Consider the following 26,719-nt stretch of genomic DNA (forward strand, 5'->3'; position numbering starts at 1 on the left):
AGACGCCATGCCACCACGATCCGCTCCTCCGTCCCGGCAGTCACGCCGAAGCACATCACGCTTTCCCAACACCTACTTAGCGCGTCATATTGTTTGCACCTGCACATTTCGTGGCAGAGTCGTTCCGTGAGAACCGAGGAGAAGCGCATCGCGCTGCTGATCGACGCCGACAACGCGCCGGCGTCGAAGATCGACGTGGTCCTGGCCGAGGTGGCCCGCCACGGCGCCGCGAACGTGCGGAGGGCCTACGGCAACTAGAAGAGCCCGCGCCTGCAGCAGTGGGAGGCCGTGCTGCACACCTATGCGATCCGCCCGACCCAGCAGTTCGACTACAGCACCGGCAAGAACGCCTCCGACATGGCCATGGTGATCGACGCGATGGACCTGCTCCACGCCGGGTCCGTCGACGGCTTCGCCGTCGTCTCCGGCGATGCCGACTTCACCCCGCTCGTCATGCGGATCCTCACGGAGGGCGCCAAGGTGTACGGCTTCGGGCAGCGGCAGACACCGGAGCCGTTCATCAACGCCTGCTCCCAGTTCACCTACGTCGAGGGACTGGGCGAGTCGGTCCCGGAGAACCAGGAGAGCCCGGAGAGCCCGGTGACGGCGTTGACCCGGGTGCCGCAACAAAAGCTGCGCGGTGACGCCCGGCTCGTGAAAATGCTCCGCAGTGCCGTCGACGCCGCCGGTGGGGAGGACGGGTGGGCCAATCTTGCCGCCGTGGGCCACCAGATCGGCAACCAGGCGTCCTTCGATCCGCGTAACTACGGCTACGCCAAGCTGAGCGGCATGGTCGAGGCGACGGGACTCTTCGACGTCCGCCGACAGAGCCACGGTGTGTTCGTGCGGGACAACCGCCGCAAGTGACCCCCCCCATGGGTTACACCCAGGCGGCCAACCCGAGCTGTGTCTACTGCCACCGCTCCGATGGCGTCGAGTCCCCAGGGCGGTCGCATGTCCCCACGCCGAATCCTGGGGAACTGCGACCGCCCTGGGGAGTCGAGGCAGGAAGGCGTCGAGCGTTGGGGAGTCGGCGGGAGGGGGGGCGGCGTGCGGGTCCGGCGCGCGGGGTGGGTCAGAGGGCCGGCGGGGCGTTCAGGTCGCGCGCGCTGAAGGTGTCGCAGGCGTCGAGGTCGCCGGTGCGGTAGCCGGCGTAGAACCACAGCTGCCGCTGGGCGGAGGCGCCGTGGGTGAAGTTCTCGGGGCTGACCCGGCCCTGGGTGGTCTCCTGGATCCGGTCGTCGCCGATGGCCGAGGCGGCGTCGAGGGCCTGGTCGAGCTCCTCCTGCGAGATGTCGCCGAGGTCCACGGCCCCGGAGGTGTCCCCGGCGGCGCCGCCGGCCCACAGCCCGGCCAGGCAGTCGGCCTGCAGCTCGACGCGCACGGCCCCCGACTCCGGTCCCTGTGGGTCCTGCTGGGCGTAGCCGAGCGTGCCGATCTGGTTCTGGATGTGGTGGCCGAACTCGTGGGCGAGGACGTACTCCTCGGCCAGCGGGCCGCCCTCGGCGCCGAACTGGGTCTGCAGCTCGTCGAAGAACGCGACGTCGAGGTAGGCGGTCTCGTCGGCGGGGCAGTAGAACGGGCCCACGGCCGAGGACGCCGCGCCGCAGCCGGTGTTGGTCTGCCCCTCGAACAGCTCCACGCCGGGCATCACGTACTGCTCGCCCGTGGCCTGCGGCAGGTAGTCCTCCCAGAACTGGTCGAGGCTCTGCGCGGTGGCGATCATCCGGCAGTCGGTGTACCGGTTCGCGTCCTCACCGGTCTGGCACCGTTCGGCCCGCTCCTGCTCCACAGCGGTCTGCGGCCCGGTGTCCTGCCCGTCCCCGCCGGTGATGGCGTCGATGCCGTCCTGGCCGAAGAGCAGGCCCACGATGAGCAGCAGCAGACCGCCGCCCAGTCCGCCGCCCACGGCGATCCCGCGTCCTCGCCCGCCGCCGCTGCCGACGCGCGAGGCGTCCAGCTGGGAACTGTCGTCGAAACTCATGGCTGAAGTGTAAGCCGTCTGATCATGGTGCGGCCGGAGCGCTCGGTCGGTGCGTTCAGTCGAAGCCGCGGGCGGCGAGGGCCTCACCGGTGCGCTGGGCGTAGGCGACCGTGGAGATCACCGCCGGGGTGACCAGCCGCACGGGGTTCGGGCGCAGGCCACGCGCCCGCACGGCGTCGCGCAGCTCGCCCACGGCTCCCACGATGAAGGGGATCGAGCGCAGCATCAGGGAAATCGCCAGGCCGATGCGCTCCGGGTCCGCCCCGACCAGCCGCACCGGCGAGCACAGCCACACCACGCCGTCGAGCAGCTCCGGCAGGGGCGTGGTGTGCATCAGCCCCCGGGTGACCACGAGGAAGACGACGATGGTCAGCACCACGTCGGCGGCCTGGGCCGGGCCGGCGGTCAGCACGTGGTACACGGCCAGCAGGAGCAGCACGGGCAGGGCGGGCGCGAGCCCCCGCCACCACTCCCGGACGCCGATGCCCGCGGCGGACCCCGCGATCATCAGGGCCACGGTCAGCGCGGTCGGCACCGGCCACGAGGGGGAGAGCACCACGGCCAGGGTCACGACGACGATGCCGAGCCCCTTCACCCGGAGCGAGGCGCGGTGCAGGAGGCCGGTGCCGGGGGAGTAGCTGCCGAAGAGGTCCGGTCCCCGGCTCACGGGCGGGCCTCCTGGGGAAAGCCGTGGGCGCACCACTGCTCGTAGGCGGGGAGGACGTCCTCGGGCGGACCGTCCGCCACCAAGGTCCCCTCGTGCAGGACCAGGACGCGGGGCGCGGTCGCGGCGAGGCCGAGATCGTGCGTGGAGACGAGCAACTGGTGCGGGAGCCCGTCCAGCAGCCCCATGAGCCGTCCCCGGTTGCGCAGGTCGAGCAGGGTCGTGGGCTCGTCGAGGACGAGCACGGCGGGCTCCACGGCCAGGACCGCCGCGAAGGCCGCCAACTGGCGCTCCCCGCCGGAGAGGTCGTAGATGCTGTGCTCGGCCCGGTGGCCGATGCCCACGCGCTCGAGCAGCTCGAGCGCGGCGCTGCGTCGTCGTCCCCGGGGGACGCCCGCCCCGCGCAGGGACAGCTCGACGTCCTCGACCGGGGTCGGCATCACCAGCTGGGAAAGTGGATCGGTGAACACGAAGCCCACCTGCCGCCGGGCCGCGCGCACGTCCCGGGCCACGTCCGTGCCGTGCACGGTGACCGTGCCCGACGACGGGCGGACCAGGCCGTTGAACAGCCGCAGGAGCGTGGACTTGCCGGACCCGTTGAGCCCGACCACGGCCACCCGCTGCTCGTCCAGGCGCACCTCCAGGTCCCGCAGCAGCGTCAGCTCACCCGAGGCGGTGGGTGCCCTGACGGTGACGCGGGAGCACACGAGGGCCGCGGCCCCGAGGGTGGCCGGCACGGGTCAGCGCGTGCCCGCGATCCGGGGGAACGCCTTGTGCACGCCCACGGCGATGACCGCGGCGAGCACCACCTTGATCAGGTCGCCGGGCCAGAACACGAGGTCGGCGAGGAACGCGTCCTGGAAGGGCAGGCGCGCGTTGACCACCAGGCCGAGGATGCCGCCGATCCGGATCACCACGAAGCCGGCCAGGGCGGCGGCCACCAGCCGCAGGGTGTAGGCGCCCGTGCGCTCGTAGCGGGCGTTGGTCGCGCCGCCGTCGTTGGCGCGGCGGGACGGGATCAGCCACTGGGCCACGTAGCCGGCCGCGGCCGCGGCGAACGGGAACGCCAAGATGTAGCCCGCCGAGGGCCCGGCGAGCACGCCGAGCCCGCCGCGGAAGCCCGCGAAGACCGGGACGCCGATCAGGCCCACCAGGACGTAGAGCGCCACCGCCAGGAGCCCGCGGGTCCCGCCCAGGACCAGGCCGGTCAGGAACACGGCGAGGGTCTGCAGGGTCAGCGGCACCCCCGCCGCGCCCAGGGGGATCCCGGGGAGCACGGACAGGGCGGCGGTGAGGGCGGCGAACACGGCGATGTTCGCGAGGTCCTCGGCGGTGATGGCGCGGCGGCGTTCGACGTTGGTCATGGCTCCCAGACTAGGGCTTGCGGGCGCCGGCGGCGGAACCCGGGCCCTTCTCGTCCGCGCTGCGGCTGCCGTCGTCGGCGTCGTCGTCCTGGCGGACGGCGTCGCGCTCCGTCGCCCCGAAGCGGCCGCCCAGGGTCTGCTGGTAGCGCATCCGCTGGTACCTCCACCGCTCGGCCATCGTGGCCTTGGCCTCGACGCGGTCCTGGGGGTTCACCGGGTCCGGGCCGAGCACGGGGTCGTCGCCGACCTGGTAGCGGCTGGACCAGACCTGGATCACCGCCCACGCGACGGCGGTGTACGGCACGGCCAGGATGGCCCCGAAGATGCCGCCGACCAGCGTGCCGACGGTCAGGGCGAGGAGCACGATGAGCGCGTGCAGGCTGAGCGTGCGGCCCATGACCACGGGTTGGAGGATGTTGCCCTCGATCTGGTTCACCACGATGATCCAGCCGACCACGGCCAGGGCGATGACGGGGCCGTTGGTCACGAGGGCGACGAGGGCCGCGATGATGCCCGCGACGGTCGCCCCGACCACGGGGATGAAGGCCGTGACGAAGACGAGCACCGCCAGCGGGACGGCCAGTGGGACGCCGAAGACCAGCAGGAACGCGCCGATCAGCACGGCGTCCACGAGCGCGACGAAGGCGGTGCCGCGGACGTAGCCGCCGAGCACCTGCGCGCCGCGGTCCACGGACTCCGCGAGCTTGGCGCGGCGCTCGCCGCGGAACCAGCGCAGCGCGAAGTTCCACATCTTCTCCCCGTCCTTGAGGAAGAAGAAGAGGATGACGATCATCAGCACGAGCCCGGTGATGAAGGAGGCCGCCGCGGAGAGGCCGCTCAGGGCGCTGCCGGCGAAGCTGCCGCTCGTGACGAACTCGGTGGCCCGGCGCAGGGCGGCGTCGACGCTGGCCGTGTCCACGGGCAGGGGAGTGGACTCGAGCAGCCGGCGCAGCTCGTTCCAGCCCTCCGAGGCCTGGGCGGTGAGCGTACCCCACTGGTTGCGCACGGTGAGCACGATGCCCGTGATCACCCCGCCCAGCAGGAGCAGGATGCCGAGGAAGGCCGTCAGGGTCGCGAGCAGGTTCGACCAGCCCTTGCGCTCGAGCCAGTTCACGACCGGGGACACCGCGGAGGCGAGGATCAGCGCGACCATGGCCGCGATCAGCACGACCTTGACCTGCAGCAGGAGCCAGACGAGGCCGAAGACGACGGCCGCGACGAGCAGGGTCTGCGCCGCGCGGGAACCGGCGCGCCCCAGCGTGTCGGCCCACGGGCTCACGGCGGGTGCGAGGGCCTGGGTGGTCTCCTCGAAACCGGCGGGTTCGACTCCGGGGCCCGTGGCGGGGATGGTGCTCGTGCCGGGGTCGAGCTTGCCGCCGAGAACGCTCTCGGCGTGCAGCGGCGCGGCGCTCGAGCCGCCGGACGGCGTGCTGTGCGGCTCTGGGCGTGCGGGATTTCCCATGCGAGTGCTCCTCGGGGGCGTGGGTGGGGAAGACAGGGCGGGCACCGCGGACGGGACGACGGCGATCGTCCCAACACTAAGGCGACTGTCGGAGGGCTGTCCAACATCACATCGGCAACCCGGGGCCGCTCCGGTAGAATGGACAGGTTGCCCGGTCAGGGCGCCCACACCTCCCCGTACTCCCCTTCGAAAGGTCTCCTCCGTGATCACTGTCCAGAACCTCGAACTGCGTGCCGGTGCGCGGCTGCTCATGGACGAGGTCAGCTTCCGCGTGGACAAGGGGGACAAGATCGGTCTCGTCGGCCGCAACGGCGCCGGCAAGACGACGATGACCAAGGTCCTCGCGGGGGAGACCCTGCCCGCCGGCGGGACGGTCACGCGCACCGGGGCCATCGGCTACCTCCCGCAGGACCCGAAGGTCGACGACATGGAGCAGCTGGCCCGCGACCGCATCCTCTCGGCCCGCAACCTCGCGGGCGTCATCGCCCGCCTGCGCCGCGCCGAGCAGGACATGGCCTCCGAGGACGACGCCGTGCGCAACAAGGCCATGCGCGGCTACGACCGGCTCGAGTCGGAGTTCCTCGCCGGCGGCGGCTACGCCGCGGAGTCCGAGGCCGCGACGATCACGTCCAACCTGGACCTGCCCGAGCGCATCCTCGGCCAGCCGCTGCGCACCCTCTCCGGCGGTCAGCGCCGCCGCGTGGAACTGGCCCGCATCCTGTTCTCGGACGCCGACATCATGCTCCTCGACGAGCCCACCAACCACCTGGACGCTGACTCCGTGGTGTGGCTGCGGGACTTCCTGAAGAACTTCCAGGGCGGGCTGCTGGTCATCAGCCACGACGTGGAGCTCATGGAGATGGTGGTCAACAAGGTCCTCTACCTGGACGCCAACCGCTGCGTCATCGACCTGTACAACATGGGCTGGAAGAACTACCTGCTGCAGCGCGAGCAGGACGCCCACCGCCGCAAGCGCGAGTACGCCAACGCGGAGAAGAAGGCCACCGCCCTGATGGACCAGGCCAACAAGATGCGCGCCAAGGCCAGCAAGGCCGTGGCCGCCCAGCAGATGATCAAGCGCGCCGAGCGGCTCATGAACGGCCTCGAGGGCGAGCGACAGGCGGACAAGGTCGCGAACATCCGCTTCCCGAAGCCCGCCGACTGCGGCAAGACCCCGCTGACCGCCCGGGACCTGTCCAAGTCCTACGGCTCCCTCGAGATCTTCAACGACGTGGACCTGGCCATCGACCGGGGCTCCCGGGTGGTCATCCTCGGGTTCAACGGCGCCGGCAAGACCACGCTGCTGCGGATGCTCGCGGGCGAGGCCCAGCCGGACACCGGTGAGGTGGTCCCGGGGCACGGCCTCAAGCTCGGCTACTTCGCCCAGGAGCACGACACCCTGGACCCGGACCGGACGGTGCTGGAGAACATGCGCTCCGCGGCCCCCGACCTCGCCGACACGGAGGTGCGCAACGTCCTGGGCTCGTTCCTGTTCCAGGGCGACGACGTCTCCAAGCCGGCCGGGGTGCTCTCCGGCGGCGAGAAGACCCGCCTGGCGCTGGCGACCCTCGTGGCCTCCTCCGCGAACGTGCTGCTCCTCGACGAGCCGACCAACAACCTGGACCCGGCCTCCCGCCGGGAGATCCTCAACGCCCTGCGCACGTACGAGGGGGCGGTCGTGCTCGTCTCCCACGACGAGGGCGCGGTCGAGGCCCTGGACCCCGAGCGCGTGGTGATCCTGCCCGACGGCACCGAGGACCTGTGGAGCCAGGAGTACCAGGACCTCATCTCCCTCGCCTGAGCCGGCCGGCGCCCTCTCCGGCGCCCTCTCCGGGGTCAGTCGCGGGCGGCGGAGGTGTGCTCGCGCTCCAGGGCGTCCAGCATCGCGTCCTCCTCGTCCTCCCACGTGGGGCGGGAGCGCTTCCGCTGCGGCTTGGGCCGCATGAGCGACTTCAGGTGGGCCGGCATGTCGTCGGCCATCTCCATCTGCCGGACCACGAGCTCCTCGTCGCCCTCGCCGATGTAGGTGCCGTCCTCGTCGTAGAACCGTGCGAGGCGGCGCTCCATCTCCTCGGCATACTGACGGTCCCACGCGTCGTTGCGGGCCTGCTGGCGGGCGGCGTAGCCGTAGGCCACGAAGAACAGGGCCGCGAAGGCGTACCACTGCAGCGAGTAGGACAGGTGCGGACCGGAGTCGATCTCCGGCTCGGGGGCCGGGGCGGGGGCCACCGCGGGCGCCGGGTCCTCGGCGAAGACCTCGCCGTAGGCCTCCGTGCCGACCGGCCGGTCCCAGCGCTCGCGCAGCTCCTCGAGGTCGATCGAGGCGATCTGCCCCTCGGGAGCGCCGCGACTGACGGCGGGCTCCCCGGGCTGGAGCCGGGCGGTGACCGTCACCTCGCCGGTGGGCGGGGCGGGCACCTCGTCGGGCATCCCGTTGGCCGCCTCGCCCGTGGGGATCCAGCCGCGGTCGAGGACCACGACGTCACCGTCCTGCGTGCGGAACGGGACGAGGACCTCGTAGCCGACGCGCCCGTCCTGCGGGCGGTTGCGCACCAGGACCTGGTCCTCCGGCAGGTAGCGCCCGGTCAGCCGCACGGGGTGCCAGGTGAGGCGCCCGTCGTGGGCGGCGAACTGTTCGGCGGCCTCCGTGCCGGTCAGGGGCTCGGCGCGGTAGTTCTCGGTGATCTTGGTGTTCTCACCGCTGAGGTAATCGTTGCGGTCCATCTGCCAGCCGCCCAGGTACACGGAGACCACGGCGGCGGCGCAGGCCAGGAGGAAGAAGCCGAGCCACTTGCCGCTGAGCAGGAAGCGGTAGTCGTTCATCCCCGCTGCTCCTGCGCGGGGCCCGCGCCGTCGAGCGGGACGGTGTCCTTCCAGAAGCCGCGCGCGCCGAGGAACTGCTCGAGGTCACTGCGGTGCTCCGGGCACGCGAGCCAGATCTTGCGGCGCTCCGGGTCGTGCAGACGCGGGTTGTTCCAGCGGATCTGCCACGCGGCGTCCGCGCGGCAGCCCTTGCGAGAGCACTGCGGGGTGTCGGGCCCGGCCGGGGGAGCGTCTCCGCCTCGCGGGGACAGCGATCCGAGCAGGTCGAACTCCACGGCGGTCGTGCTCCTCAGGGTCTTCGGTCGGGTCCCGGGACGGCCCGCGGCGGGCTCAGGCCGCGCCGCGGCGCCGGGTGGTGTCGTCCTCGACAGTAGCGGAGGAATCCGGGTCCCCGCTGGGAGCGGCCGTGCTCGCGGGGCCCGCCGGGGTTGTGCCGCCCTCGCCGTGGCCGGCGACGAACTCGCCCTCGAGCACGAACCCGATCGCCGGCGGCTCGGCCCGCGGTGCCGGTTCGGGCGCGGCCGCCAGCGCCGGCGCGCCCGGCGGCTCGTAGTAGTGGCTGGTGCGGGTGGACCGGTCGTTGCTGTTGGCCAGCAGCACCGCCATCCACGGCAGGATGGCCACGCCGAGGATCGCGACACCACGGACCCAGATGTTGTCGACCACCACGAAGGCGATGAGGCACACGATGCGCAGGCCCATCTGGATGCTGTAGACCTTCATCCGGTGGCCCATGTCCTGGGTGTGCGGCTCCGCCGTGGCGGTGATGGAGTGGACGTCGTCCTGGCCGGCGGTCTCGCCGGTCGTGAGATAGCGCTTGCTCATGGTCCTCCCAACAGACGTTCAATTGTCTCACCGGGGTCCGACATCGAGAAGGCGGCCTCGAGCAGGCGCCCTCCGGGGGCTGCCGGGCGGTCGACCGCGGCGACCGGTACGATTGGGGGGATTTCCCCGCGGGCCCGCGACCGTTCCTGGCCGCGGGCCCGCGACCTCCGACCGAAAGGCCCTCTTCCCATGGCAGACGAGCAGCGCAGCCTGGCACCCCGCACCGTCCTCGTGACAGGTGGCAACCGTGGGATCGGACGGGCCATCGCGGAGGCGTTCCGTGACGCCGGGGACAACGTGGCCGTCACCTACCGCTCCGGCGAGGCGCCCGAGGGCTTCTTCGCGGTGCAGGCCGACGTCACCGACTCCGCCTCGATCGACGCCGCGTACAAGGCCGTCGAGGCCGAGTTCGGTCCGGTCGAGGTGGTCGTGGCCAACGCCGGGATCACCCGGGACACCCTGCTGCTGCGGATGAAGGAGCAGGACTTCCAGGACGTCGTGGACACCAACCTCACCGGGGCGTTCCGCGTGGTGCAGCGCGCCGCCAAGGGGTTCATGCGCCTCAAGCGCGGGCGCGTGGTCCTCATCTCCTCCGTGGTCGGCCTCTACGGCTCGCCCGGGCAGGTCAACTACGCCGCGTCCAAGGCCGGACTGGTCGGCATCGCCCGGTCCATCACCCGTGAGCTGGGCGGGCGCAACGTGACCGCCAACGTCGTCGCCCCCGGGTTCATCAACACCGAGATGACCGCGGCCCTGCCCGAGGACACCCAGCAGAACTATCTGGCCACCATCCCGGCCGGCCGGTTCGCCGAGCCGGAGGAGGTCGCCGCCGTCGTGCGCTGGATCGCCTCCGACGAGGCCAAGTACATCTCCGGCGCCGTCATCCCCGTGGACGGCGGCCTCGGCATGGGCCACTGAGCCCCGCCGCCCACGATCCCCGCACGTTCCACCGAAGGAGCACCATGAGTTCACTTGCAGGCAAGACCGCGGTCGTCACCGGGTCCTCGCGCGGCGTCGGCGCCGACACCGCCAAGCTGCTGGCCGCAGAGGGCGCCAACGTCGTCGTCAACTACCGGCAGAAGGCGCCCCGCGCCAACAAGGTCGTCAAGGAGATCGAGGCGGCCGGCGGGAAGGCCATCGCCGTCCAGGCCGACATGACGGAGCCCGAGGACGTCCGCAACCTCTTCGCCCGGGCCGTGGAGGCCTTCGGCGGGGTGGACGTGCTCGTGCTCAACGCCTCCGGCGGCATGGAGACGGACCTCGGCGAGGACTACGCGCTCAAGCTCAACCGCGACGCGCAGGACGACACCCTCACCGCGGGCCTCGAGCACCTGCCCGACGGTGGACGGGTGGTCTTCGTGACCAGCCACCAGGCGCACTTCATCAACGACGTCGAGACCATGCCGGAGTACGTGGAGGTCGCCAGGTCCAAGCGCGCCGGTGAGGACGCCCTCACGGCCCGCATCCCGGAGCTGACCGAGAAGGGCATCACCTTCGTGGTGGTCTCCGGGGACATGATCGAGGGCACCGTGACCGCGACGCTGCTCAACCGGGCCCGCCCGGGCGCCCTCGAGGAGCGCCGCGAGGCCGCCGGGAAGCTCTACTCGGTGCAGGAGTTCGCCGAGGAGATCGCGAGGATGGTCACCGCGGACGTCCCCACGGGGCACGTCGAGCTCGTCGGCGGCGCCGACGACTTCCTGGCGAAGGCCGGGCGCAAGTAGCCCCTTTCCTTCGACGACGACGGCGGGGCGGTCACCTTCCCGGGTGACCGCCCCGCCGCCGTCCCTGCCGCAGGAGCGGCGTGCGGGCGCGCGTGCGCACTGCGGGCCCGTCCGAGGCGCCGATCCGGGGGGCCGATCCCGGGGTGCAGGCGCGCAACCGTCCGCAATGTGACGCCGCCCGTCGGCCGCGGGTGCTATTCATGGACCACACGGCGCGAGGCCGTCCGAGCCTCGGCCAGGAGCACCTCCGCGCGGCGCGGAGCCGAGCGAGGAGCCACCATGACCCCACGGCCCACAGGACGTCTCGATGCGGGCGGCCACCTCGTCCTCGCCCGCACGTTCCGCACTTCCGCCGAGCAGGTCTGGGGCGCGCTGACGGACTCCGACCGGCTCGCCCGGTGGTACGGGACGTGGAGCGGGGACCCGGCCTCCGGCCGCGTCGAGCTCCTCATGACCGCCGAGGACTGGGACCAGCCCGAGCCCCTGCTGATCCGCCGGTGCGAACCGCCACGGCACCTGGCGCTCACGCTGGGCACGGCGGCCGACGCCTGGCGCGTGGACCTCGACCTCGTGGACTACGGGGGGACGACCGTCCTGCAGCTCACCCACCGGTATCCCGACCCCGACGAGGTGGAGTCGGTGGGGCCCGGCTGGGAGTACTACCTGGACCGGCTGGTCGCGGCCGAGACCGGCGGGAGCCCGGACGCCGTCGACTTCGCCCGCGACTACCACCCCGCGATGTCCGGGCACTACCGGCCGCTCGCCGAGCAGCTGCGCGCCCGGGACTGAGGGCTGCCGGGCGGGCCGGATCCACGCTCCACCGGGCGGCGCGGCGCGCTCAGGGTGCCGGCGCCCGCCCCCGGCCGCCTCCTGCTGTCCCGCGGGCGGGCCTCACCCGGGGGCCGGGCCCGCGATCTGGATGAGATTCCCGCACGTGTCGTCGAGCACCGCGGTGGTGTACGGACCGGCGTCCGTGGGCTCCTGGACGAAGTGCACGCCGCGCTCGCGCAGAAGCTCGTACTCCGCCCGCACGTCCTTGACGCCGAAGCTGGTGAACGGGATGCCGTCGGCCACGAGCGCGGCCTTGAACGGTCCCACGGCGGGGTGCTCCGAGGGCTCGAGGACCAGCTCGACGCCGTCGGGCGCCTGGGGCGAGACCACGGTGAGCCAGCGGGCGCCGCCGGCGGGGATGTCGTGCTTGACCATGAAACCGAGCTTGCCGGTGTAGAACAGCAGGGCCTGCTGCTGGTCGTCGACGAAGACGCTGGTGTGGGTGATCCTCATGGAACGGTCCTCCTCGGGACGGGCGGAACAGGGGTGCGGAGTGCCTCAGGAGTCGGCGTCGCCGATGCTGAGCATCCAGTGGATGCCGAACCGGTCGGTGCACATCCCGAACAGGCCGCCCCAGGGCGCCTCCTCCAGCGGCATCGTGACGGCGCCGCCCGCGGTCAGCGCCTCCCACCAGCCGCGCATCAGCGGCTCGTCGTCGCCGCCCACGGAGACCGAGACGTTGTCCCCGACCGTCAGCTCCATGCTGTTCGGGGTGTCCGAGGCCATCAGGACCATGCCGGTGCCGGTGGTGAGCATCGAGTGCATGACCTTGTCCTGCTCCGCGGGATCCTCGCTGGCCCCGTACTCGCTGAAGCGGCTGACCGACAGCTCCCCGCCGAACACGGAACGGTAGAACGTCATCGCCTCCTCGGCGGTGTCCCGGAACGAGAAGTAGGGATTGAGCAGCATGGGCATGGTCCGGCCTCCGCGTCGATCGGTCGATGCCCTCATCATGACGCCGTCCGCGCCGCGGGGGAAGGGACCCTGGGAAGCCGCCGCCGGGGTGCGTAACCTGGTGCGCATGAGCAGAACGCAGTACTACGTGGCGGCCAGCGCCGACGGGTACATCGCCGACCGGGAGAACCACCTCGACTGGTTGCTGCAGTACGGCTTCGAGGCCTACCAGGAGCACTACGACGACTTCCTCGCCGACGTCGGAGCGCTCGCGATGGGGGCCGGCACGTACGAGTTCGTCCTGGAGCAGGGGGACTGGGCCTACGGCGACCTGCCGGTGTGGGTGTTCACCCACCGCGAGCTGCCGCGGATGGAGGGCGCGAACCTGCAGTTCGTCAGCGGGACGGTGACGCTGCACGCCGAGGCCCTGGTGGCGTCCGCGGGCGGGCGGAACCTGTGGGTGGTGGGCGGCGGGCAGCTCGCGGCCCAGTTCGCGGACGCCGGACTGCTCGACGAGCTGTGGCTGACGTACATGCCGATCGTCCTGGGCGGGGGCCACCCCGTGCTGCCGACCGCGGCGGCGCGCGACCTGCGGCTGCAGCGCACCACCCACTTCGAGGGCGGCGCCGTGGAGCTGCGCTACCTCCTGCAGGGCCCGGACCGGCAGGTGTGGCCCGAGTAGGCGCACCCCGTCGTCCCGCCCCCGAGGACGGCGCACCACGGGTCCGGAGCGGACACCGTCCGCGACCGTCCGTGCGCTCCGGCCGGGGCCGGACGGTCAGGGAGCCGGGGACGGGCGTGGGAGCCCGTACCAGGCCGCCGCGTTGTCGTGCAGCACGGACTCCGCGGCGTCGGGACCCAGGGCCTCGCGGACCAGTCGCACGTCCTTGTCCTGGAACGGGCGCTCCGCACGGGTGCTCGGCAGATCGGTGCCGAACAGCAGCGCCGTCGGATCCACGGCGTGGATCCGACGCAGCGCGTCCCGCACGTCGAGGTGGACGCGGCCGAACCCCGTGGCCTTGACCTTCACGCCCTGCCCGACGAGCTCGAGCAGCCGGGGCAGCCCGGCCGCGCTCATGCCGAGGTGGTCGACGCCGGCCCGGGGCAGCCGCCGCAGCACGGGGGCGAGGTGCTCCAGGGCGGCGGCGTCCAGATAGAACTCGGCGTGCCACCCGGCGAGGTCGTGCACCCGGCGGGCCAGCCGCTCGATGCCGGCGGGGTCCGCGTCCCCGCCGCGGTGGAGGGTGAAGCGCACGGCCCGCACCCCGGCCCCGTGGAGCTCGCGCACCTGCTCGTCCGCGACGGTGGGCGGCAGCTGGGTCACCCCGACGAAGCCCGGGCCGAGCTCCGCCAGCGCCGCGCGCAGACAGTCCTGGTCGTGTCCCTGGAACGAGCCGCTCACCACCGCCCCGCCCACCACGCCCAGACCCCGGACCCGCCGCCGGTAGTCCTCGACCGTGAAGGGCGGCGGCACGTACCCCTGGTTCGGCACCAGGGGAAACCGCGGGTCGATCACGTGCAGGTGGGCGTCGATCATGGCGTCATTCTGCCCGACGCCGTGGTCGCCGGCGCCCTCGTCCCTCCGCGGTCTCCTCTGCGAGAGCGCCCGGCGGCGACACGGGGGGAGACGCACTCCGCTGGCGCATGCATGCACATAGGCTTCTCGTCGATGACCACCACCGCCCGGACCCCCGACCGCATGCTCCAGGCCGCCGAGGAGGCGCTCCACCGCGCCCGGCGCAGCTACGCGCGGAACCTGCTGCGCCTGGTGGCCGCCGAGCTCACCTGCCGGCACCCCGACGCGGCGCGCCTGGACGTGCTCACCCGCGACGGCGACCAGGAGTTCTTCCTCGACGCCCTGCGCGACGCCGACGGCGAGTACGTCTGGGGCGACCCCGGCCGGGTCGTGGTGGTGCGCGAGACGGCCGACGACGAGCTCGGCGGCACCGTCACCGTCGCCGCACGGGACGTGCGGGAGCTCGTGGGCCGCGCCCTGGACGCCTACGACGGGCCGCTCGATCGGCTGCTGCGCCACGACGCGGAGCGCGACACCTACTGGCTGGACCTCGCGCGCCCCTGACCGGGCCGGCGGAAGCGGGTGCTCATCAGGGGAGGTGCCGCTGGAGCCACAGCGTCAGCCACAGCTTCAGCCGCAGCTCGTCCCAGTCCGGGACGTCGACCACCAGGGCGGTCGCCCCGTACCGGTGGACCGACTGGACCCCGTCCCGGTCGACGAGCTCGGCGACCAGCCGCTCCACCAGGGCGGGGTGCTGGGCGACGATGTCGGCCCGCAGCCCCACGTCGAAGCAGTCCACCTCGGCGACCACGCTCACCGGCGGCTCCTCGGCCGCCCCGGGGCCGGCACTGCTCAGCGCGGCGATCGTCCGCCGGGTGTGGGCGAGCATCTCCGCCCCGTCCATCGGGTCACGGCCGTGGGCGGACTGGTAGGCGCTGTAGAGCGGCAGGGCGGGCAGGAAGAGCTGGTGGTGCTCGGTGGCGAGCACCGGGTAGTTGAGCAGCGGGTGGTCGCTGATGCGGTGCTCCCCGATCCGCCAGCGCGCGCCGGGCACCGCCGCGACGATCACCTCGGCGAGGTAGCTGACGAAGCCGTCGAGCAGCGCCAGCGTCCGGGCCGGCGGGTGCGGGTCCACGAGCTTGCCGTGGCGCGCCCAGCTCGGCCAGGAGTCCCGGGTCGGGTCGTCCTCGAGCGTCTCGCGGGCGACCCCGAGCTCGGCGCAGCGGCCGGTGATCCACTCCCACACCGGAGCCACGGAGTCCAGCGTGCCGTCCAGCAGCGTGTCCGGGGCCCGGTCCTGGTCGAGCAGCAGGAGGGCGCGCAACCGCTGCAGCGCCGGGGCGCGTTCGGCGACGAAGCGCCCCAGCGCCTCGTCCGCCTGCTGCGGGGTCATCCACTCGTAGAGCGTCGGTGCCATGGGAACGACTCTACGCGGGGCCTGCCTGCGCCGGGGACGGCTGCCGGCCGTGCGCGGGCGGAGCCCGGCGGGGCGTGCGGCTCACTCCTCGTACGGGGGCCACAGGCTGGTGCCCAGCCTGACCTCCAGGCGGGCGACCGTGAACCCGTCCGGCCAGACGTGACCGTCCAGGATGCGTGACAGCGCGGTGTGGTCCACGCCGGTGAGGGCGCCGACCTCGCGCAGGGGCCGGGATCCCACGGCCGCCCGCAGGTTCACCGCGAACAGCCTCGCCCGTTCCGCCACCGGGTCGTCGCAGATCTCGTCCGGCCAGGAGACGCAGTGGTCCTGTGGTTCCGGTCGTGCCCTGCTGGCCATGGCGAGCAGTCTAGGGACCGGCCCTGAGCATGAACCTGGTGTCAGGGAGCGGCCGGCCCGTAGCGGTGCTCGGGGCGGCCGGTGCTGCCGTAGCGGAGCTGGATCTCGACCGAGCCGTCCTCGGCCAGCGCCGAGAGGTAGCGCTGAGCCGTGGCGCGGGAGATGCCGACCTTGCGGGCGATCGCCGCGGCCGGGAGCGGGACCCCGGGCTCCAGGGCCGCCAGGACCGAGGCCTCCGTCGCGGACCGGGTGCGCTCGCCGGGGGAGGCGGTCTCACCGGGGTGCAGGGCGTGCAGGGCGCGGTCCACGGTCTCCTGCGTAAGCGCGTCCCGGTCGGTGAGCAGCCGGCGGTACCGGGCGTAGGCCCGCAGGGTGCGCGCCAGCCGCTCGTTGGGGAACGGTTTGATGAGGTAGGCGAGCGCGCCGCGGCGGACGGCGGTCCGCACCGAGGCGGGATCGGCCGCCGCGGTGAGCATGATGACGTCGACGTCGAGGGCCCGCAGCAGGTCCAGCCCGAGCGCGTCGGGCAGATAGACGTCCAGCAGGACGAGGTCGGGCTGGTGGGCGTGGACGGTGCGCATCGCCTGCTCGGCGGTGCCCACGGGGGTCAGCGCGGTGAAGCCCGGCACGGCGTTCACGAACCCCGCGTGCAGCCGTCCCACGTGGAAGTCGTCGTCGACCACGAGAACCACCAGGTCGTCGCTCATCCTGCACCTCCTGATCCACGGGCGGACGGTTCCCCGCGGGCGTCGGCTCCGGCCCCGGGGTCGCGGACCACGGTACCGGGCAGGCGTGCGCAGAACACGGCCCCCGGCCCGCCGGGGCGCCCGGGATCGGCCACCCACACGTCCCCGTCACGCCGGCGGGCCAGCTCACGGCTCAGGGACAGGCCGAAGCCCTGGCCGTGGACGTCGGGCAGGACGTCGAACTGCTGCCCGTCCCCGTCCCCGGACCCGCCGGACGGGACCGCCGTGGACCAGCCCTGGGCGAAGATCGGCTCGGGGTCCTGCACGGGGAGCCCGTCGCCGGAGTCGGCCACCACGAGGTGCAGCGTGCCCTCCCCGCCGGACCAGTCGTCGAGCAGCTCGACCTCTACCCAGCGGTCCTCGGCCTCGCCCTGGACGGCGGCGCGGACGGCGTTGTCCACGAGGCTGCCGATCACGGTGGTGACGTCCTGCGGGTCCGTGATCCGGCCGCGGACCAGGGTGTCCGCGCCGATGCGCAGGCTCACGCCGCGCTCGGCGGCCTCGACGCTCTTGGCGCCCAGGAACGCCTGCAGATAGGGGTCCCGGAGCAGCTCGGCCCGCTCGGCCGGATAGCTCAGGGGCCCGGTCTCGGTCACCTCGGACACGTACCGGCGGGCCTCCCCGGCGTCGCCGATCGCGAGCAGTCCCGAGATGGTGTGCAGGCGGTTGGCGAACTCGTGCCGCTGGGCGCGCAGGGCGGTGCTGAGGGCGCCGACGGCGTCGAGCTGGCGGGTCAGGGACTGCAGCTCGGTGCGGTCCCGGACCAGCACCACCCAGCCGAGCGGGGGCAGTCCCGGGCGGGCGGGCAGGACGGCGCGGGCCGAGAGGATGAGCACGTGCCGGCCGACGACCTGCTCCACGGCCGGGGACGCCGGGGTCGCCGCGGCGAGCAGGGCGGGGAAGGACGCCGGCAGACCCGCCTCGGCCAGGGGGGTCCCCACGAGCCGGGAGGGCTCCGCCACGCCCAGCAGCCGCCCGGCCTCGGCGTTGACCACGGTGATGCGGTGCTCGGGCGAGACGCCGATGACACCCTCGTCGACCCCGCGCAGCACCGCCTCCTGGTCCTGGGCGAGCGTGACGATCTCCTCGGGCTCCAGCCCGAGGGTGAGGCGCTTGAGCCGGCGGGCGATCGCGGCCGAGGCGGCGGCCCCGAGGCCGAGCGCAAGGACCGCGGTGGCGGCCACCGGGGCGATGTCCTCCTCGAGGCTTGCGAACACATCGGCTCGGGAGAAGCCGACGTTGACCCCGCCGATCACCTCGGTGCTCGACCCGGGGGCGTAGACGGGGACCTTGGCGCGTGCGGAGCGGCCGAGCGTGCCCCGGGCCTGTCCGGTGAACTCGCGTCCGGCCAGGGGCTCGCTCGGGTCCGTGCTGACCCGTTGGCCGAGCTGGGCGGGGTTGGGATGAGACAGGCGCAGTCCGTCCTCGTCGTAGATGACCACGAAGAGGGCCTGCGTGCGCCGCCGGATGTCCTCCGCGTCCGACTGGAGAGGTCCGCGTGCGAGGGCCTCCGGGTCCAGGGCCTCCGGACCGGCCGCGGTCACCTCCGCCACGGCCTCCCGGATGTCGTCGGTGCCGGCCACGGCCCGGGCGATGGCAAGGGCCTGGTCCTCCGCGTCCCGGCCCAGGCGCTCGTACGTGAGCCAGCCGTAGACGCCTCCGCACAGGGCGACGACGAGTGCCACCACGGCCAGGTGCAGCAGCGTCATCCGGGCCAGGAAGCCGGGGCGCTTCCGGGGCGCACCGGGTGCCGTCACTGTCTCTCCTCGTGGCCGGGTGTGGTCTCGGGCGCGGTCACCGCGCGTGGTGCATCCCACTCTACGACCAGGGGACCCCCACGGGTGTGCCCCCGGGGCGGCGTCCCCGGGGCGAGGGCGCGGAGGGTCAGAGATCCGCGAAGAAACGGACCGCGTCCAGGTTCGGCAGGTTGATCTGGGCGTCGGCGACCGCGCGCAGGGCCGGCTTGGCGTTGAAGGCCACGCCGAGCCCGGCCGCCTCGAGCATGTCGATGTCGTTGGCGCCGTCGCCCACGGCGATGACGTCCTCGGCGGCGACGTCCAGCTCCTCGGCCCAGGTCCGCAGGCACCGTTCCTTGACGGTGCGGTCCACGACCTCGCCGAGCACCTTGCCGGTGAGCTTCCCGTCGACGACCTCGAGGGCGTTGGCGGCGTGCCGGGTGAGCCGCAGCTGCTCGGCGAGGGGAGTGAGGACGTCCAGGAAGCCTCCCGAGACCGCCGCCACGGCGTGCCCCTCCCGCAGGAACGCCTTGACGAGCACATCGGCGCCGGGGGAGAGCCGCACCGCGGCGCGGACCTCGTCGACCACGGACGCGGGCAGCCCCGCGAGGGTCTCGACCCGCGCGTGCAGGGACTGGGCGAAGTCCAGCTCCCCGCGCATGGCCGCCTCGGTCACGGCGGCGACCTCGGCCTCGCGTCCCGCGTGGGCCGCGAGCATCTCGACGACCTCCTGCTGGATGAGGGTGGAGTCCACGTCCATGATGAGCAGCTTCTTGCGCCCGGGGTCGAACAGGGTGGTCGGCACCACGTTGACGTCCACCCCGGGCAGCATCTGCTCCAGCGGGTCGGGCCGCAGGGCCGCGAGCAGGGCGGTCGCGTCCGAGCCGGCCACGTAGGCGGTGAAGGCGTTGTAGCCGGGGACCCGCGAGTCCGGGCCGGCGGAGCCGGGGCCGGTGACCCGCACGCCGGAGAACCGTTCGACCTCGGCGCCGGTGTCCTGCACCAGGGTGAGGATGCGCTCACGGGCCTCCGGGTCCGGATTCTGGGCGAACGCGATCACGGCGAGGTCGGTGGTCATGCGGCCAGTGTATCCGTGCCCCCGGACGCACCCGCCCGGGGACGGGTGCCGGGGCGGGGACCGCCGCCGCCGGTGCCCTACAGTGGCCGGTATGAGTGCTGTGGTGGAGATGGTGGACGTCAGCGTGGTCCGTGGGCAGAAGACCCTCCTGGAGTCCGTGGACTGGGTCGTCAACGAGGGCGAGCGATGGGTCGTGCTGGGCCCCAACGGCGCCGGCAAGACCACGCTGCTGTCCATCGCCGCGGCCCGCCTGCACCCCACCCGCGGCATGGTCGACATCCTCGACGAGATCCTCGGCGCGGTGGACGTCTTCGAGCTGCGGCCCCGGATCGGCCTGAGCTCCACGGTGCTCGCCGCCCAGATCCCGGAGGGGGAGACCGTGCGCAACTGCGTGGTCACGGCCGCCTACGGCGTGACCGGGCGATGGATCGAGAACTACGACGACGCCGACGAGGCCCAGGCGCAGGAGCTCATGGCCGCGTGGGGCATCGACCACCTGGCCGAGCGCCGGTTCGGGTCCCTGTCCGAGGGGGAGCGCAAGCGCGTGCTCGTCGCCCGGGCGCTGATGACCGACCCCGAGCTGCTGCTGCTGGACGAGCCGGCGGCCGGTCTCGACGTGGGCGGCCGGGAGGACCTGGTGGCGCGGCTGGACGAGCTGGCCCGGGACGAGGCCGCGCCGGCCGTCGTCATGGTCACCCACCACCTGGAGGAGGTGCCCGACGCCTTCACCCACGCGCTGCTGCTGCGCGAGGGGCGGGTCGTCGCCTCGGGGCCCGTCCAGCAGGTCATGACGCAGAAGAACCTCTCCGAGACGTTCGGCCTGCCGCTCAAGCTCGTGAAGGTCGGCAACCGCTACGCGGCGTTCGCCCGGTCCTGACCCGCTCCGTGTTCCTGTCCGTGGAGAACGCCGGGGAGAACGCCGGGGAGCTCGTCACCGACCTCCTCGCCGGCCTGCCCTTCGAGGGCTGGCAGGTGGGGCTCATCCTGCTCGCGGGGGTGTGGGCGGGGCTGATCAACACGATCGTGGGCTCCGGCACCCTCGTCACCTTCCCCGTGCTGGTCACGATGGGCGTGCCGCCGGTGACCGCCTCGATGTCCAACGCGATGGGCCTGATCGCCGGCAACCTCACGGGCGCCTGGCACTACCGCCACGAGCTCAAGGGGGTCGAGCGGACCCTCCTGAAGCTCGTTCCGTTCTCGGTGGTCGGCGGCGTCATCGGGGCGGCCCTGCTGCTGCACCTGCCCGAGTCCGTGTTCGGCTACGCGGCGCCGGCCCTGATCGTCGTCGCCCTCCTGTTCGTGATCCTCCAGCCGCGGCTCCAGGCCCTGGTGCGCCGCCGCAAGGAGGACCAGGCCGAGGCCGCCGCCGCGGCGGCACGGGCCCGCGGGGAGACCCCGCGGCCCCTCGACCCGGACCGCGCGCCGCAGCCCGTGTCCCTGTACGCCCTGGTCTTCCTGGCCGGCGTCTACGGCGGCTACTTCGTGGCCGCCCAGGGGGTGCTCCTGCTGGGCATCCTGGGCGTGTTCCTGCTCGCCTCCCTGCAGGCCGCGAACGCCGTCAAGGTGGTGCTCGTGGCCCTGGTCAACATCGTGGCCGCGGTCTCCTACGTCCTGTTCGCGCTCGACCGGATCAACTGGTGGGTCGTGCTGCTCATCGCCGTCAGCTCCACGGTGGGCTCCTGGGCGGGCGCCAAGATCGGCCGCCGGCTCTCACCGCTCGTGCTGCGCACCGTCATCGTGGTGCTGGGCGTCGTGGCCCTCGTCAACCTGGTGTCCCGCCTGTTCTGAGCCCCGCCGTCCGGACACCGCACCGGCTACGATCGGGGCGACCCCGACCGTGACGCCCCGACCGTCACGCCCCGACCCCGAAGAGACCCCGTGACCGACTTCCCCCACCTGATCCGCCTCGAGAGCGCCGACGACCCCCGGGTGGCCGACTACGCCCGGCTGACCGACGTCAAGCTGCGGCGCAAGCTCGAGCCCGAGCGCGGCATGTACATCGCCGAGTCCTCCAAGGTGCTCCGCCGGGCGCTCGCGGCCGGGCACTCGCCCCGGTCCTTCTTCATGGCGGACAAGTGGCTCGAGGACCTCGCCGACGTGCTGGTGGCGCACCCGGACGTGCCGCTGTACGTCGGATCGGACGAGGTGCTCGAGCAGATCACGGGCTTCCACCTGCACCGCGGGGCCATCGCGGCCATGCAGCGCCCCGAGCCCGTGGGACTGGAGCAGCTCCTGGCGTCGTCGCGCCGGGTCGCGATCCTCGAGGACATCGTCGACCACACCAACGTGGGGGCGATCTTCCGCTCGGCCGCCGCGCTCGACGTCGACGCCGTGCTCGTCACCCCCCGCTGCGCCGATCCCCTGTACCGCCGGTCCATCCGGGTCTCCATGGGCACCGTGTTCCAGGTCCCGTGGACCCGGCTGCAGCACTGGACGGCCGATCTGCAGCGGATCAAGGACGCGGGTTTCACCACGGCGGCGCTCGCCCTGAGCGATGACTCGATCACCATCCAGGAGCTGTCCGCGCGCCGGGACGAGCGACTCGCCCTGGTCCTCGGCACCGAGGGGGACGGGCTGAGCGCCGCCACCGTCCACCACGCGGAGCTCACCGTCCGGATCCCGATGTCCCACGGCGTGGACTCCCTCAACGTCGCCGCCGCCTCGGCCGTGGCGTTCTGGGAGACCCGGCCCGGCCGGTAGAGCCCTGGCCGCACGATAACGATTCGGCCGCCAACAAGGCGCTGACGTGGGTCGCCGGTGCGTGTCGCGGTGGATCATAGGGGCACACGGTCGCGCCGCCGCGCGACGACGAGCGAGAAGGTGCGTCATGCGGAAGCTGCTCTCGTGGGTCTCTGCCGCCGGACTGGCCCTCGGCCCCGCCCTGCTCGTCCCGGCGACGGCCGTCGCCGCGCCCGAGTGCAGCACCGACTGGGGGACGGAGGCGGAGTACCAGGCGCCGTCGATGCTCCCGCACGAGACGGCGCACCCGCTCAGCGTCCGCGCCGGCCAGGACGAGTGCTGGGACCGGCTGGTCGTCGAGCTGGAGGGCGAGTTCCAGGGGTACGTGGTGGGCTACGTCGACGGGCTCAGCGGCATCGGCTCCGGGCTGCCGATCCCCTCGCGCGGGGACGCGGCCCTGGCCATCAGTTTCGAGGCCCAGGCCTACGGGGAGCTGGACGGCACGGACTTCCGGATCTTCTACGGACCGCACGACCCCGACGAGGTGTGGGACGTCAGCGGGTTCCCGGCGTTCCGGCAGGTCCTGTGGCAGGGCAGCTTCGAAGGACGGACGGCCATGGGGCTCGGCGTGCGCGAGGAGCTGCCGTTCCGGGTCCTGGTGCTGGACGGGCCCGACGGCTACACCCGGCTCGTCGTCGACGTCGCGCACACGCCCTGACCGGCGCATCGCCGCCGCCGTGGGTCACAGTTCGGGCGTCGATCACGCTCTCACCAGTGCTGTTGGCATCTGCGAAGACTAAGCTGGAGGGGTCTGCGAGGCCCGGTCCGAGAAACCGCGGCACCAGCCGGCGTCCGGGCGCAGAGGAACAGCAGGTGTGTCATGAAGAAGCTGATCTCGTGGCTGGCGGCCCTGGTGCTGGCCATGGGTCTGGGGCTGATCGCCCCCGGCGGCGCGAATGCGGCGACGCCGTACTGCGGCATCACGTGGGGCTCCCAGCCCAAGAGCAGGAGCGGTGTCGTCACTCCTCCGCACATCCCCCACGTCACGAACGTCAGGGCGGGGGAGCACGCCTGCTTCGACCGGCTCGTCGTCGACCTGGACGGTGCGGTGAAGGGGTACGACGTCAGCTACCGAGGATTCCGGGGCATCGGCTCCGGAGCCTCCATCCCGCTGCGGGGCACCGACCTGGTGATCGTCGTCGACGCGCCCGCCTACGACGAGGACGGCAGGGGCACCTACCCGTTCGACGACCCCCGGGAACTCGTGGACGTCGACGACTACCGGACGTTCCGGCAGGTCGCCTGGGGCGGCAGCTTCGAGGCCAAGACCAACCTGGGTCTCGGCGTGCGCGCCCGGCTGCCGTTCCGGGTGTTCGTGCTCGACGGGCCGGGCAGGGGATCACGGCTCGTCGTCGACGTCGCCCACCGGTGGTGAGACGCCGGCGGCCCAGGCGTGAATTTCCCCCGGGGATCCGGTACGCTGGACCGCTGGTGCCCGATGCCCCCGCCCCTCTCGAACCGCGCGGACGGACGACGACGGCGCACCGCCCACCGAGCGAAACCGTGGCTGGCAAAATCCAGGCACCAACGAAAAGGTTTGAACCCCATGAAGACTGACATCCACCCGGACTACCACCCGGTCCTCTTCCGCGACCTGGCCTCCGGCAAGACCATCCTCACCCGTTCCACCGCCACCTCGCAGAAGACCGAGACGTGGGAGGACGGCAACGAGTACCCGATCATCGAGGTCGAGATCTCCTCGGAGTCCCACCCGTTCTACACCGGCAAGCAGCGCATCATGGACTCCGCCGGTCGCGTGGAGCGCTTCAACGCCCGCTTCAAGAACTTCGGCAAGTCCAGCAGCTGAGGTTCGTCCCGCTCGCGGGGCCCCGCACCATCGCACGCAGGCCCGGACCGCATCGGTCCGGGCCTGCGCCGTCCCCGGGGTTCCCGGCGTAGGCTGACCCGGGACCATCGACAGCACGGGACGACCAGCACGGGGCGGCCGGCACGACAGGACGGCGGGGAGGCACGGATGACGCAGGAGCGGCGGCACGGGGAGTTCAAGGTGCAGGGCGGAAAGCTCGTGGTCGCGGACCTGGGCGTGGTCGACGGCCGGCTGACCGACGTCTCCGTCAACGGGGACTTCTTCCTCGAGCCCGACGAGGCCCTCGAGGACATCAACGCCGCACTGACCGGGCTCGGCGAGCACGCCTCCCAGGAGGAGATCGTCGGGGCCGTCGAGGCGGCCCTCGCGGACGACGTCGTGCTCTTCGGCTTCTCCCCGCAGGCGATCGCCACCGCGGTCCGCCGGGCCCTGGCCCACGCCACGACCTGGGACGACCACGCATGGGAGGTCATCCCGCCCACGGTCCGGCCCACCCTGGAGAACCTGGCGCTCGACGAGGTCCTCGCCCGCGAGGTGGGCGCCGGCCGGCGACCGCCCGCCCTGCGGCTGTGGGACTGGGAGGAGCCGTCCGTGGTGATCGGGTCCTTCCAGTCCCTGCGCAACGAGGTGGACGCGGAGGGCGCCCGGCGGCACGGCATCTCGGTGGTGCGCCGCGTCTCCGGCGGCGGGGCCATGTTCATGGAGGCCGGCAACTGCATCACGTACTCGCTGTACCTGCCCCAGACGCTCGTGGACGGCCTCAGCTTCTCGGAGTCCTACCCGTTCCTCGACCAGTGGGTCATGCAGGCGTTCCAGCAGATGGGGCTGGAGGCGTTCTACGTCCCGCTCAACGACATCGCCACGGAGCACGGCAAGATCGGCGGGGCGGCCCAGAAGCGCTTCGCGGGCGGCGGCATGGTCCACCACGTGACCATGAGCTACGACATCGACGCCCAGAAGATGACCGAGGTCCTGCGGATCGGCAAGGAGAAGCTCTCGGACAAGGGACACCGGTCGGCCAAGAAGCGCGTGGACCCGCTGCGCCGGCAGACCGGCATGGCCCGTGCCGACGTCGTGGACAAGCTCATGGAGGTCTTCGCGGGACGCTACGGGGCCGCGGAGGGCGCCGTCCGCGAGGCCGAGCTCGCCGCCGCACGCGAGCTGGTCGCCACGAAGTTCGCCACCCCGGAGTGGATCGCCCGGGTGCCCTGAGCGGCCCGCCGCACCTCTCCGCCCCCGGGCTCCCAGCAACCTCCGAGCAAGCCCCAAGCAACGGCGGCCTAGCATGAGCGGCACGAACGCCGGCCCTGGGCGGGCGCCGGGACCGGCGCCCGCCACCCACCGACCCGGGAGCCCTCCATGTCCGTCCACGACCGTGCAGCCGACAGCGACGCAGACCGTGACGCCGACCCCGTGGCGGTGCCGCGGCGGCGCCGGCACCCCGTCCGGCGGGCGCTGCTGGTGCTCCTGGGCCTCGTGCTGGTCCTGGCCCTGGCGGGTGGCGCGTTCGTCTGGAACCTGGGACGGACCTTCGACGCCCGCAAGCAGGTCGTCGAGGACGCGTTCCCGGCGGAGACCGGGCGGCCCGCGGCGGGCTCGGCCCAGGACCGGGGCACCACCGTGCTTCTCCTCGGCGCGGACAGCCAGCCCGGCGGGCGGGCGGACGTGGGCGTCGTCGGGGAGCGGGCGGACACCATCATGCTGGTGCACGTCCCCGAGGACGGCGGCGAGGCCTACGTCATCTCCGTCCTGCGGGACACGTGGGTGCCGATCCCCGGGGTGGGAGAGGGCAAGATCAACGCGGCGCTCGACCTCGGCGGCGTCCCGCTGATGGTCGAGACGGTCGAGGAGCTCGTCGGCACCCGGGTGGACCAGGTCGCCGAGGTGGACTTCGCCGGGTTCCAGGCCCTCACCGATGCCCTGGGCGGGGTCACGATCGACGTGCCCCAGGACTTCGTCTCCAACGAGGGCATGACCTTCGAGCAGGGCCCCGAGCACATGGACGGCGAGCGGGCCCTCGAGTTCGTCCGGGAGCGCAAGGCCTTCGAGGGCGGGGACTTCCAGCGGGTGGAGAACCAGCGCAGCTACGTCCGGGCCGTGCTGGAGCGGCTGCTGAGCCCGCAGACGCTGCTCAACCCCGTCCGGCTGCACACCGTGGTCAGCGACTTCTCGCCCTACCTGACGGTGAGCGAGGGGCTCGACTCGTCGTGGCTCGCGGGCCTGGCCCCCGACCTGGTCGGTCTCTTCGCCGCTGACCTGCAGATGTCCACAGCACCGCAGCTCGGCCTGGGCGTGTCCCCGGACGGGCAGTCCGTCGTCGTTCCCGACCTCGAGGCGATGGCGGGGATCGGCGCGGCCATCTCGTCGGACGATCTGGGCCGATATCTTGCTACGCTGAGCCCTGACGATCAGTAGTACCCCCCGCCGGCCCCCCACCCGGCGAGGAGCGTCTTCCCCCGCCCGCAGCACGCCCCGAGATCGACCGGGACGGCCCCTCTTGACCCCCGCGAGAAGGCCATGCCGCACACCCCCCGCCCTTTCAGTCCGGACGACGAGCCCGAGGCCTTCTGGCTGCCCGCGGCCCGGGTCCTCCCCATCGGCGCGGCGCGACCCGCCGCCCGCGCCCTGCTGCGCAGTCCCTGGCCCGAGGCCGGTGCCGCCGTGGCCCGCAGGCTGGGCCCGGACGCCGGCGCGGAGAGGCGACTCGAGGCGCGGCTCCGGCGTGCCCGGCGCG

33 protein-coding genes are annotated in these 26,719 nt (G+C 72.8%); 17 read left to right on the forward strand and 16 right to left on the reverse strand.

Features of this window, described 5'->3' with window-relative positions; all coding sequences use genetic code 11:
* The first annotated feature begins 126 nt into the window (after nt 1–126).
* Both Q0817_RS17660 and Q0817_RS17665 read left to right on the forward strand, forming a co-directional pair.
* Nucleotides 127–258: an NYN domain-containing protein gene (locus Q0817_RS17660; protein WP_298591254.1), complete on the forward strand. Its 132-nt coding sequence runs from the start codon at nt 127–129 to the stop codon at nt 256–258.
* A 12-nt stretch (nt 259–270) separates the two neighbouring features.
* Nucleotides 271–867 carry an NYN domain-containing protein gene (locus Q0817_RS17665; RefSeq protein ID WP_298591312.1) on the forward strand — a complete coding sequence of 199 codons (597 nt, stop codon included), beginning with the start codon at nt 271–273 and terminating at the stop codon, nt 865–867.
* 208 nt (nt 868–1,075) lie between these two features.
* On the opposite strand, the gene Q0817_RS17670 is transcribed toward Q0817_RS17665, so the two are convergent.
* From Q0817_RS17670 to Q0817_RS17690, 5 genes are read right to left on the reverse strand one after another with little or no spacing between them, the layout of a single operon-like run.
* A complete protein-coding gene (locus Q0817_RS17670) occupies nt 1,076–1,984 on the reverse strand; it encodes a neutral zinc metallopeptidase (RefSeq protein WP_298591256.1) in 909 nt (302 codons plus the stop codon).
* Between the two features lie 55 nt (nt 1,985–2,039).
* Nucleotides 2,040–2,651: an energy-coupling factor transporter transmembrane protein EcfT gene (locus Q0817_RS17675; protein ID WP_298591258.1), complete on the reverse strand. Its 612-nt coding sequence runs from the start codon at nt 2,649–2,651 to the stop codon at nt 2,040–2,042.
* Nucleotides 2,648–3,385, reverse strand: a complete 738-nt coding sequence (locus Q0817_RS17680) for an energy-coupling factor ABC transporter ATP-binding protein (protein WP_298591260.1) — start codon at nt 3,383–3,385, stop codon at nt 2,648–2,650. Before Q0817_RS17680 ends, Q0817_RS17675 begins: the two co-directional genes overlap by 4 nt.
* Before the next feature lie 3 nt (nt 3,386–3,388).
* Nucleotides 3,389–4,012 (reverse strand): biotin transporter BioY, encoded by a 624-nt coding sequence (locus Q0817_RS17685; protein ID WP_298591262.1) that lies wholly within the window; start codon nt 4,010–4,012, stop codon nt 3,389–3,391.
* Nucleotides 4,013–4,022: 10 nt separating this feature from the next.
* Nucleotides 4,023–5,474, reverse strand: coding sequence for an AI-2E family transporter (locus Q0817_RS17690; protein WP_298591264.1), 1,452 nt, complete (start codon nt 5,472–5,474; stop codon nt 4,023–4,025).
* A gap of 202 nt (nt 5,475–5,676) precedes the next feature.
* Here Q0817_RS17690 and Q0817_RS17695 point away from each other — a divergent pair, with 202 nt between their 5' ends.
* Nucleotides 5,677–7,275, forward strand: a complete 1,599-nt coding sequence (locus tag Q0817_RS17695) for an ABC-F family ATP-binding cassette domain-containing protein (protein ID WP_298591266.1) — start codon at nt 5,677–5,679, stop codon at nt 7,273–7,275.
* 35 nt (nt 7,276–7,310) lie between these two features.
* Here the strand turns inward: Q0817_RS17695 and Q0817_RS17700 are convergent, their stop codons facing one another.
* The 3 genes from Q0817_RS17700 to Q0817_RS17710 are packed head-to-tail and all read right to left on the reverse strand — an operon-like array spanning nt 7,311 to nt 9,122.
* The gene (locus Q0817_RS17700) at nt 7,311–8,297 is read right to left on the reverse strand and encodes an SURF1 family protein (RefSeq protein ID WP_298591268.1); all 987 of its coding nucleotides are present in this window, start codon (nt 8,295–8,297) and stop codon (nt 7,311–7,313) included.
* Nucleotides 8,294–8,572, reverse strand: coding sequence for a hypothetical protein (locus tag Q0817_RS17705; RefSeq protein ID WP_298591270.1), 279 nt, complete (start codon nt 8,570–8,572; stop codon nt 8,294–8,296). Before Q0817_RS17705 ends, Q0817_RS17700 begins: the two co-directional genes overlap by 4 nt.
* 55 nt (nt 8,573–8,627) lie before the next feature.
* The gene (locus Q0817_RS17710) at nt 8,628–9,122 is read right to left on the reverse strand and encodes a DUF3099 domain-containing protein (protein ID WP_298591272.1); all 495 of its coding nucleotides are present in this window, start codon (nt 9,120–9,122) and stop codon (nt 8,628–8,630) included.
* Nucleotides 9,123–9,311: 189 nt separating this feature from the next.
* Between Q0817_RS17710 and Q0817_RS17715 the strand changes: the two genes are divergently transcribed.
* The 3 genes from Q0817_RS17715 (at nt 9,312) to Q0817_RS17725 (ending at nt 11,632) form a co-directional block, all read left to right on the forward strand.
* A complete protein-coding gene (locus Q0817_RS17715) occupies nt 9,312–10,040 on the forward strand; it encodes a beta-ketoacyl-ACP reductase (protein WP_298591274.1) in 729 nt (242 codons plus the stop codon).
* 44 nt (nt 10,041–10,084) lie between these two features.
* Nucleotides 10,085–10,843 carry an SDR family oxidoreductase gene (locus Q0817_RS17720; RefSeq protein ID WP_298591276.1) on the forward strand — a complete coding sequence of 253 codons (759 nt, stop codon included), beginning with the start codon at nt 10,085–10,087 and terminating at the stop codon, nt 10,841–10,843.
* A gap of 279 nt (nt 10,844–11,122) precedes the next feature.
* On the forward strand, nt 11,123–11,632 hold the full coding sequence (locus tag Q0817_RS17725; RefSeq protein ID WP_298591278.1) for an SRPBCC family protein: 510 nt from the start codon (nt 11,123–11,125) through the stop codon (nt 11,630–11,632).
* 102 nt (nt 11,633–11,734) lie between these two features.
* Here the strand turns inward: Q0817_RS17725 and Q0817_RS17730 are convergent, their stop codons facing one another.
* Both Q0817_RS17730 and Q0817_RS17735 read right to left on the reverse strand, forming a co-directional pair.
* Nucleotides 11,735–12,127 (reverse strand): VOC family protein, encoded by a 393-nt coding sequence (locus Q0817_RS17730; RefSeq protein WP_298591280.1) that lies wholly within the window; start codon nt 12,125–12,127, stop codon nt 11,735–11,737.
* Nucleotides 12,128–12,172: 45 nt separating this feature from the next.
* Nucleotides 12,173–12,589, reverse strand: a complete 417-nt coding sequence (locus Q0817_RS17735) for a VOC family protein (RefSeq protein WP_298591282.1) — start codon at nt 12,587–12,589, stop codon at nt 12,173–12,175.
* A 106-nt stretch (nt 12,590–12,695) separates the two neighbouring features.
* Between Q0817_RS17735 and Q0817_RS17740 the strand changes: the two genes are divergently transcribed.
* On the forward strand, nt 12,696–13,250 hold the full coding sequence (locus Q0817_RS17740; protein ID WP_298591284.1) for a dihydrofolate reductase family protein: 555 nt from the start codon (nt 12,696–12,698) through the stop codon (nt 13,248–13,250).
* Nucleotides 13,251–13,346: 96 nt separating this feature from the next.
* On the opposite strand, the gene Q0817_RS17745 is transcribed toward Q0817_RS17740, so the two are convergent.
* Complete coding sequence (locus Q0817_RS17745) at nt 13,347–14,105, reverse strand: amidohydrolase (RefSeq protein WP_298591286.1); 759 nt, start codon at nt 14,103–14,105, stop codon at nt 13,347–13,349.
* A 132-nt stretch (nt 14,106–14,237) separates the two neighbouring features.
* Between Q0817_RS17745 and Q0817_RS17750 the strand changes: the two genes are divergently transcribed.
* Nucleotides 14,238–14,648: a hypothetical protein gene (locus tag Q0817_RS17750; RefSeq protein WP_298591287.1), complete on the forward strand. Its 411-nt coding sequence runs from the start codon at nt 14,238–14,240 to the stop codon at nt 14,646–14,648.
* 25 nt (nt 14,649–14,673) lie between these two features.
* Here the strand turns inward: Q0817_RS17750 and Q0817_RS17755 are convergent, their stop codons facing one another.
* From Q0817_RS17755 to serB, 5 genes are all read right to left on the reverse strand, one after another.
* Nucleotides 14,674–15,501, reverse strand: a complete 828-nt coding sequence (locus Q0817_RS17755; RefSeq protein WP_298591289.1) for a hypothetical protein — start codon at nt 15,499–15,501, stop codon at nt 14,674–14,676.
* 81 nt (nt 15,502–15,582) lie between these two features.
* Complete coding sequence (locus Q0817_RS17760) at nt 15,583–15,858, reverse strand: helix-turn-helix transcriptional regulator (protein ID WP_298591291.1); 276 nt, start codon at nt 15,856–15,858, stop codon at nt 15,583–15,585.
* A gap of 41 nt (nt 15,859–15,899) precedes the next feature.
* The gene (locus Q0817_RS17765; RefSeq protein WP_298591293.1) at nt 15,900–16,565 is read right to left on the reverse strand and encodes a response regulator; all 666 of its coding nucleotides are present in this window, start codon (nt 16,563–16,565) and stop codon (nt 15,900–15,902) included.
* Entirely contained in the window at nt 16,562–18,313 is a 1,752-nt protein-coding gene (locus tag Q0817_RS17770; RefSeq protein ID WP_298591314.1) for a sensor histidine kinase, read from the reverse strand. The genes Q0817_RS17765 and Q0817_RS17770 overlap by 4 nt, the downstream gene beginning before the upstream one ends.
* 175 nt (nt 18,314–18,488) lie before the next feature.
* Nucleotides 18,489–19,418 (reverse strand): phosphoserine phosphatase SerB, encoded by a 930-nt coding sequence (serB, locus tag Q0817_RS17775; RefSeq protein ID WP_298591295.1) that lies wholly within the window; start codon nt 19,416–19,418, stop codon nt 18,489–18,491.
* Between the two features lie 91 nt (nt 19,419–19,509).
* Between serB and Q0817_RS17780 the strand changes: the two genes are divergently transcribed.
* From Q0817_RS17780 to Q0817_RS17820, 9 genes are all read left to right on the forward strand, one after another.
* Nucleotides 19,510–20,295, forward strand: a complete 786-nt coding sequence (locus Q0817_RS17780) for an ABC transporter ATP-binding protein (RefSeq protein WP_298591297.1) — start codon at nt 19,510–19,512, stop codon at nt 20,293–20,295.
* A gap of 74 nt (nt 20,296–20,369) precedes the next feature.
* A complete protein-coding gene (locus Q0817_RS17785) occupies nt 20,370–21,206 on the forward strand; it encodes a sulfite exporter TauE/SafE family protein (protein WP_298591316.1) in 837 nt (278 codons plus the stop codon).
* 90 nt (nt 21,207–21,296) lie between these two features.
* The gene (locus tag Q0817_RS17790; protein ID WP_298591299.1) at nt 21,297–22,118 is read left to right on the forward strand and encodes an RNA methyltransferase; all 822 of its coding nucleotides are present in this window, start codon (nt 21,297–21,299) and stop codon (nt 22,116–22,118) included.
* A 127-nt stretch (nt 22,119–22,245) separates the two neighbouring features.
* Complete coding sequence (locus Q0817_RS17795; protein ID WP_298591301.1) at nt 22,246–22,815, forward strand: hypothetical protein; 570 nt, start codon at nt 22,246–22,248, stop codon at nt 22,813–22,815.
* A 162-nt stretch (nt 22,816–22,977) separates the two neighbouring features.
* Nucleotides 22,978–23,532, forward strand: coding sequence for a hypothetical protein (locus tag Q0817_RS17800; protein WP_298591303.1), 555 nt, complete (start codon nt 22,978–22,980; stop codon nt 23,530–23,532).
* 171 nt (nt 23,533–23,703) lie between these two features.
* The gene (locus tag Q0817_RS17805) at nt 23,704–23,964 is read left to right on the forward strand and encodes a type B 50S ribosomal protein L31 (protein WP_058875018.1); all 261 of its coding nucleotides are present in this window, start codon (nt 23,704–23,706) and stop codon (nt 23,962–23,964) included.
* A 168-nt stretch (nt 23,965–24,132) separates the two neighbouring features.
* A complete protein-coding gene (locus Q0817_RS17810) occupies nt 24,133–25,197 on the forward strand; it encodes a biotin/lipoate A/B protein ligase family protein (RefSeq protein ID WP_298591306.1) in 1,065 nt (354 codons plus the stop codon).
* Between the two features lie 147 nt (nt 25,198–25,344).
* Nucleotides 25,345–26,400 (forward strand): LCP family protein, encoded by a 1,056-nt coding sequence (locus tag Q0817_RS17815; RefSeq protein WP_298591308.1) that lies wholly within the window; start codon nt 25,345–25,347, stop codon nt 26,398–26,400.
* A 102-nt stretch (nt 26,401–26,502) separates the two neighbouring features.
* Nucleotides 26,503–26,719 (forward strand): hypothetical protein (locus Q0817_RS17820; protein ID WP_298591310.1); only part of this gene is annotated, 217 nt, incomplete at its 3' end.

The organism is uncultured Kocuria sp. (assembly GCF_947500125.1).
Classification (GTDB): Bacteria; Actinomycetota; Actinomycetes; order Actinomycetales; family Micrococcaceae; genus Kocuria.